The organism is Mesorhizobium dulcispinae (assembly GCF_033977345.1).
Taxonomy (GTDB): domain Bacteria; phylum Pseudomonadota; class Alphaproteobacteria; order Rhizobiales; family Rhizobiaceae; genus Mesorhizobium; species Mesorhizobium dulcispinae.
On record NZ_JAVIIY010000014.1, the window covers coordinates 87,132 to 105,884 of the forward strand.

Below are 18,753 nucleotides of genomic sequence, written 5' to 3' on the forward strand. Positions count from 1 at the left end.
GAAGTGAGGTTTTCGGTTAAATCATCTCCAATCCGCGCTTGCGCATCGGCGGCGGGAAGGCGCGGTCGAGCTCGGCGAAATCTTGCGCCGTCAGAGCGATGTCGAGCGCAGCGGCGTTCTGGCGGACATGCTCCTGCCGGCTGGCCTTCGGGATGGCGATGACGCCTTTCTGCGCTATTACCCAGGCAAGGGCGATCTGCGCGGACGTCGCGTTGTGGCGCGCGGCCACGGCGTCGAGCCTGGCGTTGCGCGCCAGCGCGCCCTGCTCGACCGGCGAATAGGCCATCAGCGGGATGCCGCGCTGCAGGCACCAGGGTGCGAGGTCGAATTCCGGGCCGCGGCGCGAGAGATTGTAGAGGACCTGGTTGGTCTGGACGTTGGCGCCGGAGGGCAGACCGACCAGTTCCGCCATCTCGTCGGTGTCAAAATTGCTGACGCCCCAATGGCGGATCTTGCCGGCCGCCTTGAGGGCCTCGAAGGCCTCGACGGTTTCCTCCAAAGGCACGGTGCCCGGCCAATGCAGCAGATAGAGATCGATGCGGTCGGTGGAAAGCCGTTTCAGGCTGTTCTCGCAGGCCCGCTTGACGCCGGCACGCGACGCGTTGGTCGGCAGCACCTTGGAAACCAGAAAGGCTCCGTCGCGGCGCCCGGCGACGGCTTCCGCCACCACTTCCTCGGCGCCGCCGCCGGCATACATCTCCGCCGTATCGATCAGCGTGATGCCGAGATCCAGGCCGAGCCTCAGCGCCGCGACCTCGTCGGCACGGCGCCGGCGATCCTCACCCATCTTCCAGGTGCCCTGGCCCAGCACCGCAACGGCTTCGCCGGACGGCAGAGTGGTGGTTCTGATTTCAGAAGACATGGCATGCTCCGCGTGGAGCCGGATCGCAGCACAGCCATGCCGGGAAATCCAGACCTAAGTCCTCAGCCTCCGTCGGATTCCGGTATGGGGAGTTACTTCACAGGATGCTTGGCAAGCCAGTCCTGCATCTCTTTGATCTCGGGTTCCTGCGCCTTGACGACACCCTCGGCGAGCTTGCGGATTTCCGGATCCTTGCCATTGGCGATCACCACCTTGGCCATGTCGATCGCGCCCTGATGGTGCGGGATCATGCCGCGGACGAAGTCGACATCTGCATTGCCGCTGTAGTTGACCATCATGTCCCTGTGCATCTTGTCCATCGCGGCCTTGTAGCCAACGGTGGCGGGGCTGTCCGCGCCCATCGCCATGCCGGACATGTCGTGCTTCATCTCCTCGGACTGCGCCGGAACGCTTTCGAGGAACACCGCCAGCAGCATTCCCGCCGCCATCAGCAGCAACACAATCTTCTTGGCCAAGGTCATCCATGATCTCCTGTTGAATGGAATGTCGTATTTGGGAGCTTCGCTCAGAGTTTCAACGTTCTGAGCTGCAACGCGTTGCCGATCACCGAGACCGACGACAGGCTCATCGCGGCCGCCGCAATCATCGGCGAGAGCAACGTGCCGGTGAGCGGATAGAGCACGCCGGCCGCGACCGGCACGCCGAGCACGTTGTAGAGGAAGGCGAAGAACAGGTTCTGGCGGATGTTGCGGATCGTCGCCTGGGCGAGCGTGCGGGCTCTGACGATGCCGTTCAGATCGCCCTTGACCAGCGTGATGCCGGCGCTTTCGACCGCGACATCGGCGCCGGTGCCCATGGCGATGCCGACATCGGCGCCAGCCAGCGCCGGCGCATCGTTGACGCCGTCGCCGGCCATGGCGATGCCGGCGCCCTTGGCGCGCAGTTCCTCAACCAGCGCGCCCTTCTCCTCCGGCAGCAGGCCGGCGCGAACTTCGTCGATGCCGAGCCTGCCGGCGATCGCTTTTGCCGTGCGCTCATTGTCGCCGGTCGCCATGATGATCCTCAGGCCCTTGTCGTGCAGCGCCTTGATCGCCTCGGCCGTGGTTGCCTTGACCGGATCGGCGACGGCAACGAGGCCGGCGAGCTTGCCATCGACAGCAACGAACATCGCCGTCTTGCCTTCGGCCTGCAGCGCCTCCGCCTTGGCGGAAACGGGCGCGGTGCCGATGCCGAGGTCGGCCATCATCGCCGCATTGCCGAGCGCGACTTTTTTGCCGGACACCGTGCCGGAGACGCCCTTGCCGGTGATCGCCTCGAAGTCTTCGGCATCGGCAAGCGTGACGCCGCGTTCGGCAGCACCCTCGACGATCGCCTCGGCGAGCGGATGTTCCGAGCCTTTTTCAAGGGCGGCTGCGAGCGCCAGCAATTCATTCCCCTCGATGCCCTCGGCGGCGGCGACATCGGTCAGCCAGGGCCGGCCCTCGGTCAAGGTGCCGGTCTTGTCGACGATCAGCGTGTCGACGGAGGCGAAGCGCTCCAGTGCCGAGGCTTCCTTGATCAGCACGCCGACATGCGCGCCGCGCCCCGTCGCGGTCATGATCGACATCGGCGTGGCGAGGCCCAGCGCACACGGGCAGGCAATGATCAGGACCGACACCGCCGACACGATGGCGAAGGCCAGGCTGGGCTCGGGGCCGAAGAGCGACCAGGCAATGAAGGCGATGATCGCCACCAGCACCACTGCCGGGACGAAATAGAAGGAGACGCGGTCGGCCAACCCTTGAATGGGAGCGCGCGAGCGCTGCGCCTTGGCAACCATCTCGACGATGCGCGAAAGCGTGGTCTCGGCGCCGACCTTTTCGGCACGCATGATCAGCGAGCCGTTTTTGTTCAGCGTGCCGCCGGTGAGAGAATCGCCTTCCGACTTTTCGACCGGGAGCGGTTCGCCGGTGATCACCGATTCGTCGATCGACGAGCGTCCCTCCAGCACGATGCCGTCGACCGGCACGGCATCGCCGGGGCGGATGCGGAGCTTGTCTCCGGTCTTGACGCTGTCGAGCGGCACATCCTTCTCGGACCCGTCGGCGCCGATCAGGCGAGCCGTCTTCGGAGCGAGGTCGAGCAGGGAGCGGATGGCCGAGCCCGTGCGTTCGCGGGCTCTGAGCTCCAGCACCTGGCCGAGGAACACCAGCGCGACGATGACCGCCGCCGCCTCGAAATAGACCGGCACGGTGCCGTCGTGGCCGCGGAACTGATGCGGGAAGATGTCGGGGAACAGGGCGGCGACCACGCTGTAGAGATAGGCGGCGCCGACACCAAGCGAGATCAGCGTCCACATATTGGGGCTGCGGTTCAGGATCGAGTCCCAGCCGCGATGGAAGAACGGAAACGCCGCCCACAGCACCACCGGGCTCGCCAGCGCCAGCTCTACCCATGTTTTCGTGCGGCCGTCGATGAAGCTTTCGAAGCTCACGCCCAGCATCGGCGCCATGGCGATGATGAGAAGCGGCAGCGAGAGCACTGCGCTGACCCATAAGCGACGGGTGAAATCGACGAGCTCCGGGTTCGGGCCTTCGTCGCCGGAAGGCACGCCCATCGGCTCCAGCGCCATGCCGCAGATCGGGCAGGAGCCGGGCTTGTCGCGGATGATCTCGGGATGCATCGGACAGGTATATTGCGTGCCCTTCGGCATCGGCTGCGGTTCAGGCCGGCCCGCAAGGTATTTTGCCGGCTCGGCTTCGAATTTGCCCTTGCAGCCGGCCGAACAGAAATAGAAGCCCTGCCCTTCGTGGCGGACAAAATGCTTCGCGCTCGCGCGGTCGACAGTCATGCCGCAGACGGGATCGGTGGCGGTCAGGTATGTTTCCGGCTCGGCCTGCAATTTCGTGCGACAGCGCTCGCTGCAGAAATGAAAGGTCCGGCCGCCATGCTCGGCCGTCGGCTTGCCGGCGGCCGGATCGACCGTCATGCCGCAAACCGGATCGCGAATCACCGCTTCGGCGGCCGGCGCGGCATTTTTCGCCGAACAGCAGGATGCGCCGTGCGCGTGATGGTGGTTGTGGTCGGAATGACTCATGATCAAATGCCTTGGAATTCTCGAATTGAGGCGGAGGTAGTCCTTCCAGTTACTGGAAGGTCAAGGGTCGGTTTCGATTTTTCGAAATTCCGGTCGCTCGGCCTTGCGTTGCATCAATCGTACGCCATTGACGACACGCTTCCCCGCCCCATACACAGCGCCGCGAAAACACGCTATAGACGCCGCCGAATGGCAAAGATCTCCCTGAAACTCGACGAAATCATCGACGGCGACGCTTTGCGCTGCGACATGACGGCGCTGACCGCGGCGAGCGCCGGCGACGGCTCCGGCAAGGCTACCCGCACGGCCATCCTCCAGCTGCTCAAGGGCAGGCTTGGCGAGGGGCGGAAGATCGCCGAGGCCATGCTGAAGGAGGATGGCGGCGGCAATGCCTGCGCCGAGCGGCTGTCGCATCTGATGGATGAGCTGATCCGGGCGCTCTACGATTTCGCGGCCACCCATGTCTACCGGGTCAAGAACCGCTCGGCCGCCGAGCGCATGGTGGTCGTGGCGGTCGGCGGCTACGGCCGCGGCACGCTGGCGCCCGGCTCCGACATCGACCTGTTGTTCCTGCTCCCCTACAAGCAGACGCCATGGGGCGAGCAGATCGTCGAATACATGCTCTACATGCTGTGGGACATGGGGCTGAAGGTCGGCCACGCCACCCGCAACATCGAGGAGTGCCTGAGGCTGTCGCGCACCGACATCACCATCCGCACCTCGATCCTGGAAGCGCGCTTCCTGTGGGGCGAACGCAAGCTCTATGACGAATTGCTGACCCGCTTCGACCATGAGGTGGTGCGCACCACCGGACCCGAATATGTCCAGGCCAAGCTTGCGGAGCGCGACGAGCGCCACGCCAAGGCGGGCGAAAGCCGCTATCTGGTCGAGCCCAACGTCAAGGACGGCAAGGGCGGCCTGCGCGACCTGCAGACGCTGTTCTGGATCGGCAAATATTTCTATCGCGTGCGCACCGGCGAGGAACTGGTCGAGAAAGGCGTCTTCACCGAGGCCGAGTATCGCGAATTCCAGAAGACCGAGGATTTTCTCTGGGCCGTGCGCTGCCACATGCACTTCCTCACTGGCAAGGCGGAGGAGCGGCTGCATTTCGACATCCAGCGCGAGATCGCCGAGCGGCTGGGCTACACCACGCATCCCGGCCTGTCGGCGGTCGAACGCTTCATGAAGCACTACTTCCTGGTCGCCAAGGATGTCGGGGACCTCACTCGCATCTTCTGCGCCGCGCTCGAGGAAGAGCAGGCCAAGCATGTGCCCGGCTTCAACCGCATCTTCCTCACCTTCTCGCGGCGTAAGCGCAAGCTTGCCGGCACGTCCGACTTCATCGTCGACAACCACCGCATCAACATCGCCGACGACACGGTGTTCGAGCGCGACCCGGTCAATCTGCTGAGGCTGTTCTGGTTCGCCGACAAGCATGGGCTGGAGTTCCACCCCGACGCGCTGAAGCTGCTCACCCGCTCGCTCGGCCTGGTCAACAAGTCGCTCAGGCGCGACGAGGAGGCCAACCGGCTGTTCCTCGACATCCTGACCTCGGACCGCAATGCCGAGCTCAATCTCAGGCGCATGAACGAGGCGGGGCTGCTCGGCAGGCTGATCCCCGATTTCGGCAAGATCGTCGCCTCGATGCAGTTCTCGATGTACCACCACTATACGGTCGACGAGCATCTCATCCGCTGCATCGGCGTGCTGGCGGAGATCGAGCGCGGCGAAGGCGCCAAGGTGCATCCGCTGGCCCACTCGCTGATGCCGGATCTGAAGAAGAGCCGCGAAGCGCTCTATGTCGCGGTGCTCTTGCACGACATCGCCAAGGGCCGGCCGGAAGACCATTCGGAAGCCGGCGCAAGGATCGCGCGGCGCATCTGCCCGCATATGGGACTATCGGCCGCCGACACCGAGACCGTCGCCTGGCTGGTCGAGAACCATCTGGTCATGTCGATGACCGCGCAGACGCGCGACCTCAACGACCGCAAGACGATCGAGGATTTTGCTTCGATCGTGCAGTCGGTCGAACGGCTGAAGCTGCTCCTGATCCTCACCGTCTGCGACATCAGGGGTGTCGGGCCGGGCGTCTGGAACGGCTGGAAGGGGCAGCTGCTGCGCACGCTCTATTTCGAGACCGAGCTGCTTTTGACCGGCGGTTTCTCGGAAGTGTCACGCGCCGAGCGCACGTCCGCCGCGCGCGAGCAACTTGCCGAGGCATTGGCCGCCTGGCCGGCGAAGGAGCGCAAGCGCTATGTCGCCCAGCACTACGAGAACTACCTGCTCACCGTCGACCTGCCCGACCAGTTGCGGCATGCCGAATTCGTCCGCGAGGCGGACGCGGCGGGCAAGAAGCTCGCCACCATGGTGAAGACGCATGAGTTCGAAGCGGTAACTGAAATCACCGTGCTGGCGCAGGATCACCCGCGCCTGCTGTCGGTGATTGCCGGCGCATGTGCCGCAGCCGGCGGCAATATCGTCGACGCGCAGATCTTCACCACCTCGGACGGGCGCGCGCTGGATACCATTTTGATCAGCCGGGAATTCGACCGCGACGAGGACGAGCGGCGGCGTGCCGAGCGCGTCGGCAAGCTGATCGAGGACGTGCTGTCAGGCAAGAGCTGGCTGCCCGAGATGATCGAGAAGCGCACCAAGCCGAAGCGCGGCGCCAAGGCCTTCCGCATTCCGCCGCGCGCCGAGATCCGCAACACACTGTCGAATCGTTTTTCCGTGATCGAGATCGAGGGGCTGGACCGGCCCGGCCTGCTCTCCGAGGTCACCGGCGCGCTGTCGGATCTTTCGCTCGACATTGCCTCGGCCCACATCACCACTTTCGGCGAGAAAGTCATCGACACTTTCTATGTCACCGACCTCACCGGACAGAAGATCGACAGCCCAACACGCACGGCCACCATCCACAAGCGGCTGATCGATACGCTCGAAGGCAACGCCCCCGAACGCAACGGCAAGACCAAGGCCGCGGCCGAGTGACATCCATTTGACGCAATTCCGCAGGCAGTCATCCACCGCATGAGCCTTGTCAAGAAATTCGCCACCGTCGCTTCCGGCACGCTGATGAGCCGCGCGCTGGGATTCGGCCGCGAGATGCTGATGGCGGCGGCCCTCGGCACCGGGCCGGTCGCCGATGCCTTCAACGCCGCCTTCCAGTTCCCCAACACCTTCCGCCGGCTGTTCGCCGAAGGCGCCTTCAACGCCGCCTTCGTGCCGCTCTTCGCCAAGGAGATCGAGACGCACGGCACCGACGGCGCGAAGCGCTTTTCGGAGGAAGTGTTCGGCGTGCTGTTCTCGGCGCTTTTGGCGCTGACGATCGCGATGGAATTGGCGATGCCGCTGATCGTGCGCTACCTGGTGGCGCCGGGCTTCGCCGACATTCCGGGCAAGTTCGAGACGACCGTCCGGCTGGCGACGATCATGTTCCCCTATCTCATCTGCATGTCGCTCGGCGCCATGATGGCGGGCATGCTGAACTCGCTGCGCCGCTATTTCGCGGCGGCGATCGCGCCCGCCTTCCTCAACATCATCCTGATCGCCGTGCTCGCCTATGCCTGGTATCACGGGGCGGACGCGCATGATGTCGGCTACGGGCTCTCCTGGGGCGTGCTGGCCGCGGGCATCGTGCAGCTCGCCATCGTCTGGGTGGCGGTGCGCCACGCCGGCATCTCGATCGGCTTCCGTCGGCCGAAGATGACGCCGAACGTCAAGCGGCTCTTGATCCTGGCGCTGCCGGCCGCGATCACCGGCGGCATCACCCAGATCAACCAGCTGATCGGCACGGCGATCGCCTCGGGGCAGAACAGCGCCGTGTCGTCGCTGGCCTATGCCGACCGCATCTACCAGCTGCCGCTCGGCGTCGTCGGCGTGGCGGTGGCGATCGTGCTGTTGCCTGAACTGTCGCGGGCGCTGAAATCGGGCAACCTGATCGAGGCAGCCAATCTGCAGAACCGCTCGGTCGAGTTCACGCTGTTCATGACCTTGCCGGCGGCGGCGGCGCTCTGGGTGATGTCGGAACCGATCGTGCGGCTGGTCTATGAGCGCGGCGCCTTCGCCGCCAACCACTCGACGCCGATCGTCGCCTCGATCCTGGCGATCTTCGGCCTCGGCCTGCCCGCCTTCGTGCTGATCAAGGCCTTCACGCCGGGCTATTTCGCGCGCGAGGACACGCGCACGCCGATGATCTTCGCCGCCATCTCGGTCGGCGTGAACGTCGCCACCGCGCTGACCTTGTTCCCGTCGATGGGCGCGCCGGGCATCGCGGTCGCGTCGGCCGTCGCCGGCTGGGTCAACGCGCTGATGCTGCTCGGCATGCTGATTAGGCGCGGCCATTGGGGCCGCGACATTCCGCTCCTGAGACGCATCCCGCGGCTGGTGCTGTCGGCGGTGGTGATGGCTGTGGCGCTTTACTTCGCCGAGCACTACCTGGCTTCGAAGCTCGGGCCCGGCTCGCCGCTGGTGGTCAAGGCGACGACGCTGTTCGCGCTCGTCGGCGGGGGTGCCGCGCTCTACTTCATCACCGCATTCGGCACCGGCGGCGCCGATTTCGGCATGATCCGGAGGAACGTTCGGCGAGGTTCGGCAAAGGCGCCGCCGGTCACGGAACAGTCTCCAGATCCGTGAGCCTGAATTCGTCGGCTGTGGAGAGCATCGGAACGGCGTAGTATCGCGCGCAAGCGTAGTGGAAGCAGTCCGCCATGTTCAGACGAATGGCGTTGTTGCGAAACCGCGACGCGGCCTCCACGGATAGCGATGCTGCCTCGGACGCAGGCGGAAGCTCACGCAAGGCAATTGCCCGCTCTTCGAGAAAGCGGCTTACGATCTCCGCGCTCCTGGCAACCGGTATGGCCAGCTTTTCCGGTCGCGCGAGCGCCATTGCGGCTTCCCATACGGCGATCGCCGAAGTGAATGGAGCCGAAGCATCCACGACCGCCCGCGCGCAGCGCTCGGCCTCAGCCTCGTTGCTCAGCATCGCGACGATGGCGGCGGCGTCGACGAACATCAGTCGTCGCCGGAAAGCTCGTCATAGACCGAGCGCGGCAGCGGGTTGCGCGCTCGCTCGCTAAGCTCGATCCCGAACTCGGCCCTCAGTCGGGCAGCTGTTTCCAGCGGCGTCTCGCGATTGCGGCGCCGCTCCAGGGCTTCGCGCATGGCGATCACGATAGCCTCGGTGATGCCGACACCTTCGACCTTGGCGAAAGCGCGCGTCAGACTGTCCGCTTCCTTGTTGCTAATATTGATAGTCATCGCGAGTGCTCACCTCGGCTTTGTAGCTTACTTAATGTAGCAAGCTACAAAGAGAAATCAACACACGGCAACCAAGCCCGACCCACCCTCGCTCGCGCTCCACGGCGAGCCTTGCGCCGCTCGCGCTCGTCGGCGGGGGTGCCGCGCTCTACTTCATCACCGCTTTCGGCACTGGCGGCGCGGATTTCGGCATGATCCGGAGGAACATCGGGCGCAAACCGTAACGGTTAGGCACTTCGGGAGCTGACCCGAAACTCTGCGCCAAGTGTTGAGCCGCTGACGCCAGGTCGTGTATTACCCCGTCAGCGAGCCTGTTGGAGACCAGTTGAATGCAAACGCTGTCGCTTGACGATTTCGTTGATGACAAACCGTGGCACGACGACACTCCTTTGCTGGAGGACATTTCCAGCGCCGATCTTATAGCCGGCGTCCGGATTCAACGGTTGATCACGCGAGCCGACAAGCGCGGCGATCTTACGGTTTTGATATCGGCCCTGCTGGAGCCCATCTCTCCGCCGCCGCATGTTTATCTGGTATCGGCCGAGCCGGGATCGATCAGGGCATGGGTCTATCACAAGCGGCAGTCTGACCGACTCGCCTGTACAAACGGCGACATCAGGGTCGTACTCTACGATCTACGCAAGGATAGCCCCACCTACCAAAAATTGGAGATCCTCGACGTCGGCGCAGCGAACAAGGTCCTGCTGACAATCCCGCCGTATGTCGTTCATGGGGTTCACAACCGTGGCAAGAGCACCGCGACATTCGTAAACATGCCGACGAACTTCTACGACCCTAAAAATCCGGACAAGGCGCGGATCCGCTTCGATCACCCGGGAATCCCGTACAGATTCGAATAAGGTGGCGATGTTTTCCGTCATCATGGCCACCTACAATCGCGGCAGGCACATTCTTCCGTCGATACAATCGGTGTTGCGCCAAACCTACCAGGACTTCGAGCTGCTGGTTGTGGGCGATTGCTGCACGGACGATACCGCGGATGTGGTGCAGGCGCTTGCGTCTCCTCGAATCCGCTGGTCGAACCTTTCCGAGCGCGGCGGCAGCCAAGCCTTTCCCAACAATGCGGGCATCGAGATGTCGCGCGGGCAATACATTGCCTACCTTGGTCATGACGATCTCTGGGCTCCGGACCATCTCCAGGCGCTCGCCGATCTTTTCGGGCACAACCTGCAACCGGATTTTGTCGTAAGCGGCGCGATCTTTCATGGCCCCAGGGCAAGCAATTCCCGCTGGGTAACCGGCATCTTCAGCGACGGGGATGCCGTTCTGAAGCATTTCTTTCCGCCTTCGAGTTTCGGCCATCGACGCGACGTCGCCGATCGAATCGGAAAATGGCGTTACCCCAAAGAGATCAATGCGCCCGTCGACGCGGATTTCCTGTTGCGGGCGGCAAAGTCAGGCATGAATTTTGTGTCGACGCAGCGGATCACCGTGCAGAAATTCGCCGCCGGTCACCGCTATTTGAGTTATATGAGCCAAAGCTCTGACGAGCAGGAAAGAATGGCCCGACGAATGGCCCGGCCAGGATTTGATGGCTATCTGGCCGCCGAACTGGCCAAGGCAAAGGCGGCCAACACTTACATGATCGTTGTCCATCCGGACTACGAGCGCTTTGAGAAGGGCCAACTCGCGACCCAGATTGCGTCGAACAAGGGTATCGTGCGCCCGGAACTGCGCAACCTCGGGCGGCGCGAGGTGATCAAGCAGGACAATTCGCCAAAGGCGCTCGACTGGTCTGCGCTCCCGGCGGGCGGCGACTGGGTGCTCTGGGTCGGCTGCAATCCGCGCCCCAAGCTGCTTGTGCCCTTCAAATATGCCGGCAAGGCGCGCATTCGCCTGGACCTCCGACACCCGCAACGCGAGGCGCTGACCAGGCTCAAATTGTCCGTAAATGGCCAACCGACTGTGGCAAGCATTTCCGGGGCGCGCCAGGAGGGCCTTCTCTGGAACGCGAAAGCGACATTTGAAACGGCGCTGCGAAAGGACGACCATACTATTCTGGAGCTTCATCTCAACAGATTGCAGAGACCTGCAGCACAAAGCGGCGGCATCGGCGTGGGCGACATCGAGGTTACGCCGCTTGGGTGGCGAGGCATTGTTGCAAAGGGAACGCAGCTGCTCGCCAAGTTTCGTCCAGCCCGCTGATATCTCTTGCCGCGTTTTTCGCCTTCGTCCATAAGCGCGCCGTCGCAAGACTTTCGCCGCGCGCGGTTTCCAGCCGCGTGATTGGCTCCAAAAAGTCTGCAACTTTTTGGAATCATGCTTATACGGCCCTCCACAAGCCATGGGGAATTCATGTCCGCCTTCAAGCCACTCGTCTTTTCGGGCGTCCAGCCGACCGGCAATCTGCATCTCGGCAACTATCTCGGCGCCATCAAGAAATTCGTCGCCCTCCAGGAACAGTCCGACTGCATCTATTGCGTCGTCGACCTGCATTCGCTGACGGCGCAGCTCGTGCATCAGGATCTGGGCGACCAGACGCGCTCGATCACCGCGGCGTTCCTCGCCTCCGGCATCGATCCCAAGAAGCACATCGTCTTCAACCAGTCGCGGGTCATGCAGCACGCCGAGCTTGCCTGGATCTTCAACTGCGTGGCGCGCATCGGCTGGATGTACCGCATGACGCAGTTCAAGGACAAAGCCGGCAAGGACCGCGAGAACGCCTCGCTCGGCCTGCTGGCCTATCCGAGCCTGATGGCCGCCGACATCCTGCTCTACCGCGCCACCCATGTGCCGGTGGGAGAGGACCAGAAGCAGCATCTGGAACTGACCCGCGACATCGCGCAGAAATTCAACAACGACTTCTCCGAGAAGATCGCGGCGCTCGGCGTCGGCGTCGAGATGCAGGTCGGCGAGGAGACTGTGAACGGCTACTTCCCGATCACCGAGCCGGTGATCGGTGGCCCGGCGGCGCGCATCATGAGCCTGCGCGACGGCTCGAAGAAGATGTCGAAGTCCGACCCGTCGGACCTGTCGCGCATCAACCTGACCGACGATGCCGACACCATCTCGAAGAAGATACGCAAGGCCAAGACCGATCCGGAGCCCTTGCCGAGCGAATTGGACGGGCTGGAAAGCCGGCCTGAAGCGGAAAACCTGGTCGGCATCTATGCCGGCCTCGCCGAAATCTCCAAAGCCGACGTGCTGAAGGAATATGGCGGCCAGCAGTTTTCCGTGTTCAAGCCGGCGCTTGCCGACCTTGCCGTGGAGAAGCTCGCGCCGATCGCTTCCGAGATGCGTTGCATCGAGGGCGACCGCGCCTATGTCGACGCCGTGCTCAAGGATGGCGGCGAGCGCGCCCGCGCGATCGCTGAAACCACCATGAAGACGGTTCGCGACATCATCGGCCTGCTGCAGGATTGATCGATCCTGATTGCTAACTTCCGCCACTCTACCGGCCGGCGGCTTGCCGCCGGTCGGTGGCGGTGGCAGATTGCGGCTGAGTTGATACCGAGCAGATTGACATGGTCTCCAAACGCCTCAGCCGCGAAGCCGGCCATCGCCGCAAGTTCCTGGCGATCATCGACGACACCCCGGAATGCGAGCGCGCCGTCGCCTATGCCTCGAAGCGGGCTCAGAGCACCAGCGGCGTGCTGGTGCTGCTCTACGTGATCGAGCCGGACGATTTCCAGCACTGGCTGGGGGTCGAGAAGATCATGCGCGAGGAAGCGAACGCGACCGCGCGCGCGGCACTCGACAGCTACGCCAACAAGGCGCGCCAGAAGGTCGGCATCGAGCCGGAGTTGGTGGTGCGCGAGGGCAAGCCGACCGAGGAGATCCACAAGCTGATCGAGGAAGACCAGGACATCGCCATCCTGGTGCTGGCGGCCGGCGCGGGCAAGGAAGGTCCGGGGCCGCTGGTGAGCGCCGTGGCCGGCCGAGGCGCCGCCTTCCCCATCCCGGTCACGGTGGTGCCGCAGAACCTCTCCGACGAGGAAATCGAGAGCCTGGCCTGATCGGCCAAGGCATCTCCGGGAACCCGGCAGACGCTTCCGGCCTCACGACGTCCTTGGAGCTCTACCGGCGCAATCGCTCAACCGTGAACTGCGACGCGGCCCTTGGCCCGCGGTTGCGGTGCGCCATTTGGAATCGTCGACGAAACAACAGTTCCAGACGGGGCGCTGATGGCCAAATCAAAGCGGGAGACGAACCGGAGCGGCACCTCGAAGCCGCGCCACAAAGCGGCGGAATCTCCTGAGATGCCATCTCGCCCGCAGCGTGCAGGAACCCGGCAGGAAGCCCGCCAGCCGCCCCCCGCGCTGCGAGGACGCAGGCACCGCGTGCTCGCCAAGCGCCACCCGGCCATGGTCGACAGCATCGCCGGCGCAGTCACAGTCAAGAGCCTGGATCTCTACTACGTCGTCGCCTCCGACGCGCAGATCCCCTTGAAAGGCGAGCACGGCTTCGGGCTCTATTTCCACGATTGCCGCTTCCTCGGCGGCTATCGGATGGCGCTCGCCGGCCTGGCACCGATCGTGCTCGCCTCGACGGCGCAAAAGGGCTACGCGGCGCTTTTCGAGCTGACCAACCCCGACCTGCATTTCGAGCGGGAGGAAACGATCCCCAAGGATGAGCTCGGAATCCGCTGGGAACGCATTCTCGATGCGCGGCAGAGATGCGTGCGGGAGGTTCTGACCATCCAGAATTTCGGCCACCAGACGCATGGTTTTCCGCTGACCTTGCATTTCCGCGCCGGTTTCGAGGATATCTTCAAGGTGCGCGGGCTGGTGCAGCAGGACCTCGGCAGACCGCAGCGGCCCGCATGGCGGGAGGGCAGGCTGCAGTTTGTCCATCACGGCGCCGACCAACTACGCAGGACGGCGACGATCGTCTTCTCGCCTCAACCGGATGCCACGCACGAAACCACGGCCGAGTTCCGGATCGATTGTCCGGCAGGCGAAACACGGACCATCGCGGTCACGATAGAACTGAACGAATGCTCGGAAGAGGCCGAAGCCAATCACTTGAACCAGCAGCCGACGCTCGCGCTGGGCAACCTTGCGGGAAACCTTCAGGCCGGCTCGGAAGAATGGCTGGAGCAGCACACGAAGTTCGACAGCGACAGCCTGCTGCTCAACGGCATCGTGGAACGCTCGCTGCGCGATCTGGCGATGCTCCGATCCGATCTCGGCAGCCGAGAGTATTTTGCCGCCGGCGTGCCTTGGTTCGTTGCCCTGTTCGGGCGCGACAGCCTGATCGTCGCGCTGGAGATGCTCGCCTTTCAGCCGGAGATCGCCGCCCAGACGTTGCGTCTTCTCGCCAGCTATCAGGGGCATCGAACGGATCGATGGCGGGAGGAGCAGCCCGGCAAGATCCTGCATGAATTGCGCGTCGGCGAGCTCGCCGGAGCCGGCAACGTCCCGCATGCCAGGTTCTACGGCACGGTGGACGCGACGCCGCTCTTCCTGCTGCTTCTCGGCCGCTACGCGGCATGGACGGGCGACATCGGGCTCTTCCGCGAGTTGCAGGAGCCTGTCGAGAGAGCGTTGGGCTGGATCGCCAGAGCCGGAGACGACCATGGCAAGGGCTATCTCAAATACCGGAGCACATCGGAGAGCGGCCTGGTCAACCAGGGATGGAAGGACTCTCCCGATGCGATCGTCAGGACCAACGGCGGCGTCGCCAGGCCGCCGATCGCGCTTGTCGAGGTGCAAGGCTATGTCTTTGCCGCCAAACGCGCCATCGCCGATCTCTACGAGCGGACGGGAAAACGCGATCGTGCCAGGCAGCTTCGCGGCGAGGCCGAAAAGCTTCGGACGCGGTTCAACCGCGACTTCTGGTGTGAGGACCAGGGCATGTTTGCCCTTGCTCTCGAAGCGCGGGGGCGTCCGCTCGGGGTCGTTTCCTCAAATCCCGGGCAGGCGTTGTGGACCGGCATCGCGGACAAGGACAAGGGCCGCCGGTCGGCTCGGCGGCTGATGCGGGACGACATGTTCAGCGGCTGGGGCGTGCGCACGCTTTCGACCGCGGAGCGGCGCTACAATCCCGTCGGCTACCATCTCGGAACCGTCTGGCCGCACGACAACGCCTTGCTGGCAGCCGGCTGCCGGCGGTATGGCGAGGACGACGCCGCATTGCGGATCTTCAGCGCCATCGCCGAGGCGGCGATGCACTTCCGCCACCATCGCCTGCCCGAGGCGATGGCGGGCTTTCCGCGCAAGGATTTTCAGGTGCCGGTGCACTATCCCGTGGCCTGCCACCCGCAGGCCTGGGCGGCCGGAGCGGTGCCGTTCCTGGTGACCACCTGCCTCGGCCTGGAGCCCGATGCCTTCGCCGGCAAGCTTCGGATCGTGCGGCCGCGGCTGCCCGATTTCGTCAACCGCATCGCGCTTCACGGACTGCGGGTCGGAAAGGCAAGCGCCGATCTCGAATTCAGGCGGACCGCCGACGGAGCCGAAGTGAACATCCAGCAGACGAGTGGACAACTCAGCGTCGAAGTCGGAGGATAGGCCTGCCGGGGGCCGGAGCGTTCCGCAAGGGCAAAATCATTCCGCCAGCCAGCCGTTCGGGCGACGCGTTTCGCTTGAATGTCCCGCCGATAGAGCCTATTTAGAATTATTCCAAACTATCGGCCCGGGAAGGGCCTGGAGATACCCCATGTTCATCCAGACCGAATCGACGCCGAACCCGGCGACGCTGAAATTCCTGCCCGGCAAGGAAGTGCTGCGCGAAGGCACCGCCGATTTCCGCGACGCCGATACCGCCGCCCAAGCCTCACCGCTGGCCGGCCGGCTGTTCGAGATCCCCGGCGTCACCGGCGTCTTCTTCGGCTACGACTTCATCACCGTGACCAAGGACGGTCCGGACTGGCAGCACCTGAAGCCGGCGATTCTCGGCGCCATCATGGAGCATTTCATGTCCGGCGCCCCCGTCATGGCCTCGGCTGCCCCGGCCAACGACGCCGGCCAGGCCGGCGAGTTCTACGACAAGGCCGACGAGGAGCTGGTTCTGACCATCAAGGAGCTGCTCGACACCAGGGTGCGGCCGGCGGTCGCGCAGGACGGCGGCGACATCACCTTCCGCGGCTTCGAAAACGGCACCGTGTACCTGCACATGAGGGGCGCCTGCGCCGGCTGCCCGTCGTCGACGGCGACGCTGAAGCACGGCATCCAGAACCTGCTTCGTCATTTCGTTCCGGAAGTGCAGCAGGTCGAGCAGGTCGCCTGATCATTTCCGCAGCGCCTGCTGCGATACAAATCGCCAAAAACAAAAAACCGGGCCCCAACAGCCCGGTTTTCTGTTCTTGGACGTCTTGTTGTTGCCTAGACGGTCCGCTTGCGAAAGGTTTTGCCTTCCGGCCTCGTGATCACATCACGATGACCTTGGCACCGACCGAAGTGCGGTCGTAGAGATCGATAATGTCCTGGTTCATCAGGCGGATGCAGCCCGACGACATCGCCTTGCCGATGGAGAACCACTCCGGGCTGCCATGCAGGCGGTAGCCCATGTCGCCGCCCTTGTTGAAAAGATACATGGCGCGCGCGCCGAGCGGGTTCATCAGGCCGGGGTCCATGCCGCCGGCAAATTTAGCGAGCTCGGGCTGGCGCTTGATCATCTGCGACGGCGGCGTCCAGGTCGGCCATTCGCGCTTCAGCGCGATATGAGCGGTGCCGTGCCATTCGAAGCCTTCGCGGCCGACGCCGATGCCGTAGCGGATCGCCATGCCGTCGTCCTCGACGAAATAGAGGAACTTGTTCTGGGTGTCGACGATGATGGTGCCCGGCTTTTCCTTGGTGTCGTAGGCGACTTCCTGCCGGTGGAAGCGGGCCGGAACCTTCTCGATCGGGACGCGCGGCAGATGATAGCCCGCATCGGTCATCGCGCCATAGTTGTTGGTGAACAACTGCCCGCCGATGGTGCTGCACCCGCTGACCGCGGTCGACAGCGCAAGAGCGGCGACGATTGCAAGTGACTTCAAGCGCATGAATAGGTCCGACGCCCCGCCAAAGTATCAGCGGCACGAGTCGGCCGCTTTCTTGCTGTCATTCATGCTGGCATTTCTTTTGCTTGCCAAGCGCGCACTGCCTATATGCAAGACCTTCCCCGCCGGTAAGTGCCGAACTGCGGCATTTCGGCAACAGGGCTCACAGGATTGTGAAGCAAAATCAATGGGGCGGCTGCAATAGCCGCCAGAGATCGAGGAGAGCGCCATGAATGTCGGTGATGCAGCCGAGCGTTCCGGCCTGCCGGCCAAGACCATCCGCTACTACGAGGAGATCGGCCTGATCCGGCCGGCCCGGGCCGATAACGGCTACCGCGACTACTCGCGCGACGACGTGCACCGGCTGGCCTTCCTGCGCCGCGCCCGCAACCTCGGCTTTTCAATCGACGATTGCAGGCAGCTGATGGCGCTCTATCAGGACCGCGACCGCGCCAGCCACGACGTGCGCGAGATCGCCAGCGCCCATGTCAGGGCGATCGAGGAAAAAGTGCGCGAATTACGGTCGATGCGCTCGACGCTGCAGAAGCTGATCCACGCCTGCCATGGCGATCAGAGGCCGGAGTGTCCGATTTTGGATGATATGGCCGGCTTGATGGAGGACGGTAGGGCGGTGCACGCGTAGACCAGCGGCAAGCGCCTCAAGCAAACTGGTCCCAGAGCGGGAAGGTGGAGAGCGGCGCTGTTCGCCTGCTACGCGTTTGGGTTATGGATGACTTCCCACAGATGTCCATCCGGGTCGCGAAAGTAACCGGAATAGATGCCCCAGGGTCTGTCGTGCAGTTCAGTGACGGGTGCTCCAGCCGCTTCGGCTTTGGCGAGTAGCGCGTCCACTTCCTGCCGGGTCTCGACGATATGGCCGAGGCTGAACTCCCCGCTACGCGCCGGCCCGGGTGCGATGCCCGCGTCTTTGGCGAGTTCACTACGCGGGTAGAGGGCGAGGATCTGACCGCCGTCGAGGTGGAACATAACGATTGCGCCAGCGGGATGCGTGTCGTCGCCGGCGAACTCAGTTGCGGTCACACCGGCAGACTGGAGCCCGAGCGCCCGGTAGAAGGCGAGTGCCCGCTCGAAGTCTGCTACTGCCAAGGTGATCACATGGATGCGTGCTTTTTTCATCAGGCGTCCCGGAACCGCTCCACCGCAGCAACGGACGCGAAAGGCAGATGGTTCCCGTTGGAAAGCGGAACGGCACCAGATGCACAGACAGGCATCAGTGGTTCCGTCGAGCTGGCTGGTTTGTCAACCAGATAATCGCCCCCATTAGGGCGATTGTATATTTGACAAACCCATGCCTCTGTCACTAGGTTCAATTTTCGAACGGGGGACGGTGGGCTTGTTCAAATCACTGGCAAAGAATTGGCGGCGGTTCGTGTCAGCCAAGCTCATCAATAGGGTAGACGTTAAGGGCCGCCACTTCACTTTCTCATTCAAAATCTATGAGCACGATGAAGGCGAACGAACACTCCGTTTCGCTTACACGACGGCGGCAGACACAAACAGCTTTTCGATGCAGCCAGACGAACTTGATCGCTTTGTTGAAGCCGCTCAGGAAGCGAGGGTACAACTTGGCGGCTAATTGGGGGGGGGCAGAATGATCCGTATAGCAATCGTCGTTGCCATTGCAGCCAGTTC

17 protein-coding genes are annotated in these 18,753 nt (G+C 63.7%); 10 read left to right on the plus strand and 7 right to left on the minus strand.

Annotated elements, in window-relative coordinates; translation table 11 throughout:
* Window positions 1-16: 16 nt before the first annotated feature.
* The 3 genes from RFN30_RS25550 to RFN30_RS25560 all read right to left on the minus strand — a co-directional run bounded on the left by RFN30_RS25550 (window position 17) and on the right by RFN30_RS25560 (window position 3,899).
* Window positions 17-862 carry an aldo/keto reductase gene (locus RFN30_RS25550; RefSeq protein WP_320264841.1) on the minus strand — a complete coding sequence of 282 codons (846 nt, stop codon included), beginning with the start codon at window positions 860-862 and terminating at the stop codon, window positions 17-19.
* A 92-nt stretch (window positions 863-954) separates the two neighbouring features.
* Window positions 955-1,344 carry a CopM family metallochaperone gene (gene copM / locus RFN30_RS25555; RefSeq protein ID WP_320264842.1) on the minus strand — a complete coding sequence of 130 codons (390 nt, stop codon included), beginning with the start codon at window positions 1,342-1,344 and terminating at the stop codon, window positions 955-957.
* 44 nt (window positions 1,345-1,388) lie between these two features.
* Window positions 1,389-3,899, minus strand: coding sequence for a heavy metal translocating P-type ATPase (locus tag RFN30_RS25560; RefSeq protein WP_320264843.1), 2,511 nt, complete (start codon window positions 3,897-3,899; stop codon window positions 1,389-1,391).
* Window positions 3,900-4,088: 189 nt separating this feature from the next.
* Here RFN30_RS25560 and RFN30_RS25565 point away from each other — a divergent pair, with 189 nt between their 5' ends.
* Together RFN30_RS25565 and murJ are read left to right on the plus strand one after the other, a co-directional pair.
* Window positions 4,089-6,890, plus strand: a complete 2,802-nt coding sequence (locus RFN30_RS25565) for a [protein-PII] uridylyltransferase (RefSeq protein WP_320264844.1) — start codon at window positions 4,089-4,091, stop codon at window positions 6,888-6,890.
* 39 nt (window positions 6,891-6,929) lie between these two features.
* Entirely contained in the window at window positions 6,930-8,534 is a 1,605-nt protein-coding gene (murJ, locus tag RFN30_RS25570; protein WP_320264845.1) for a murein biosynthesis integral membrane protein MurJ, read from the plus strand.
* Here murJ and RFN30_RS25575 read toward each other — a convergent pair.
* Both RFN30_RS25575 and RFN30_RS25580 read right to left on the minus strand, forming a co-directional pair.
* Entirely contained in the window at window positions 8,509-8,913 is a 405-nt protein-coding gene (locus RFN30_RS25575; protein ID WP_320264846.1) for a type II toxin-antitoxin system VapC family toxin, read from the minus strand. The two genes, murJ and RFN30_RS25575, sit on opposite strands and share 26 nt — an antisense overlap.
* Window positions 8,913-9,158, minus strand: coding sequence for a type II toxin-antitoxin system VapB family antitoxin (locus RFN30_RS25580; protein WP_320264847.1), 246 nt, complete (start codon window positions 9,156-9,158; stop codon window positions 8,913-8,915). The genes RFN30_RS25575 and RFN30_RS25580 overlap by 1 nt, the downstream gene beginning before the upstream one ends.
* Window positions 9,159-9,487: 329 nt before the next feature.
* On the opposite strand from RFN30_RS25580, the gene RFN30_RS25585 reads away from it, so the two are divergent.
* The 6 genes from RFN30_RS25585 to RFN30_RS25610 all read left to right on the plus strand — a co-directional run bounded on the left by RFN30_RS25585 (window position 9,488) and on the right by RFN30_RS25610 (window position 16,346).
* The gene (locus tag RFN30_RS25585; RefSeq protein WP_320264848.1) at window positions 9,488-10,018 is read left to right on the plus strand and encodes a dTDP-4-dehydrorhamnose 3,5-epimerase family protein; all 531 of its coding nucleotides are present in this window, start codon (window positions 9,488-9,490) and stop codon (window positions 10,016-10,018) included.
* Between the two features lie 7 nt (window positions 10,019-10,025).
* Window positions 10,026-11,324, plus strand: a complete 1,299-nt coding sequence (locus RFN30_RS25590) for a glycosyltransferase family 2 protein (protein ID WP_320264849.1) — start codon at window positions 10,026-10,028, stop codon at window positions 11,322-11,324.
* Window positions 11,325-11,474: 150 nt separating this feature from the next.
* Entirely contained in the window at window positions 11,475-12,542 is a 1,068-nt protein-coding gene (gene trpS, locus RFN30_RS25595) for a tryptophan--tRNA ligase (protein ID WP_320264850.1), read from the plus strand.
* A 101-nt stretch (window positions 12,543-12,643) separates the two neighbouring features.
* Window positions 12,644-13,135, plus strand: coding sequence for a universal stress protein (locus tag RFN30_RS25600; RefSeq protein ID WP_059189807.1), 492 nt, complete (start codon window positions 12,644-12,646; stop codon window positions 13,133-13,135).
* A 324-nt stretch (window positions 13,136-13,459) separates the two neighbouring features.
* Entirely contained in the window at window positions 13,460-15,628 is a 2,169-nt protein-coding gene (locus RFN30_RS25605) for an amylo-alpha-1,6-glucosidase (RefSeq protein WP_320264851.1), read from the plus strand.
* Window positions 15,629-15,776: 148 nt separating this feature from the next.
* Window positions 15,777-16,346: a NifU family protein gene (locus tag RFN30_RS25610; protein ID WP_320264852.1), complete on the plus strand. Its 570-nt coding sequence runs from the start codon at window positions 15,777-15,779 to the stop codon at window positions 16,344-16,346.
* A 139-nt stretch (window positions 16,347-16,485) separates the two neighbouring features.
* Here RFN30_RS25610 and RFN30_RS25615 read toward each other — a convergent pair whose 3' ends face one another.
* Window positions 16,486-17,103, minus strand: coding sequence for a L,D-transpeptidase (locus tag RFN30_RS25615; protein ID WP_320264853.1), 618 nt, complete (start codon window positions 17,101-17,103; stop codon window positions 16,486-16,488).
* Window positions 17,104-17,329: 226 nt separating this feature from the next.
* Here RFN30_RS25615 and cueR point away from each other — a divergent pair, with 226 nt between their 5' ends.
* The gene (gene cueR / locus RFN30_RS25620) at window positions 17,330-17,743 is read left to right on the plus strand and encodes a Cu(I)-responsive transcriptional regulator (RefSeq protein ID WP_320264854.1); all 414 of its coding nucleotides are present in this window, start codon (window positions 17,330-17,332) and stop codon (window positions 17,741-17,743) included.
* Window positions 17,744-17,811: 68 nt separating this feature from the next.
* Here the strand turns inward: cueR and RFN30_RS25625 are convergent, their stop codons facing one another.
* The gene (locus tag RFN30_RS25625) at window positions 17,812-18,237 is read right to left on the minus strand and encodes a VOC family protein (protein WP_320264855.1); all 426 of its coding nucleotides are present in this window, start codon (window positions 18,235-18,237) and stop codon (window positions 17,812-17,814) included.
* 217 nt (window positions 18,238-18,454) lie between these two features.
* Here RFN30_RS25625 and RFN30_RS25630 point away from each other — a divergent pair, with 217 nt between their 5' ends.
* Complete coding sequence (locus RFN30_RS25630; protein WP_320264856.1) at window positions 18,455-18,697, plus strand: hypothetical protein; 243 nt, start codon at window positions 18,455-18,457, stop codon at window positions 18,695-18,697.
* Window positions 18,698-18,753 lie beyond the last annotated feature (56 nt).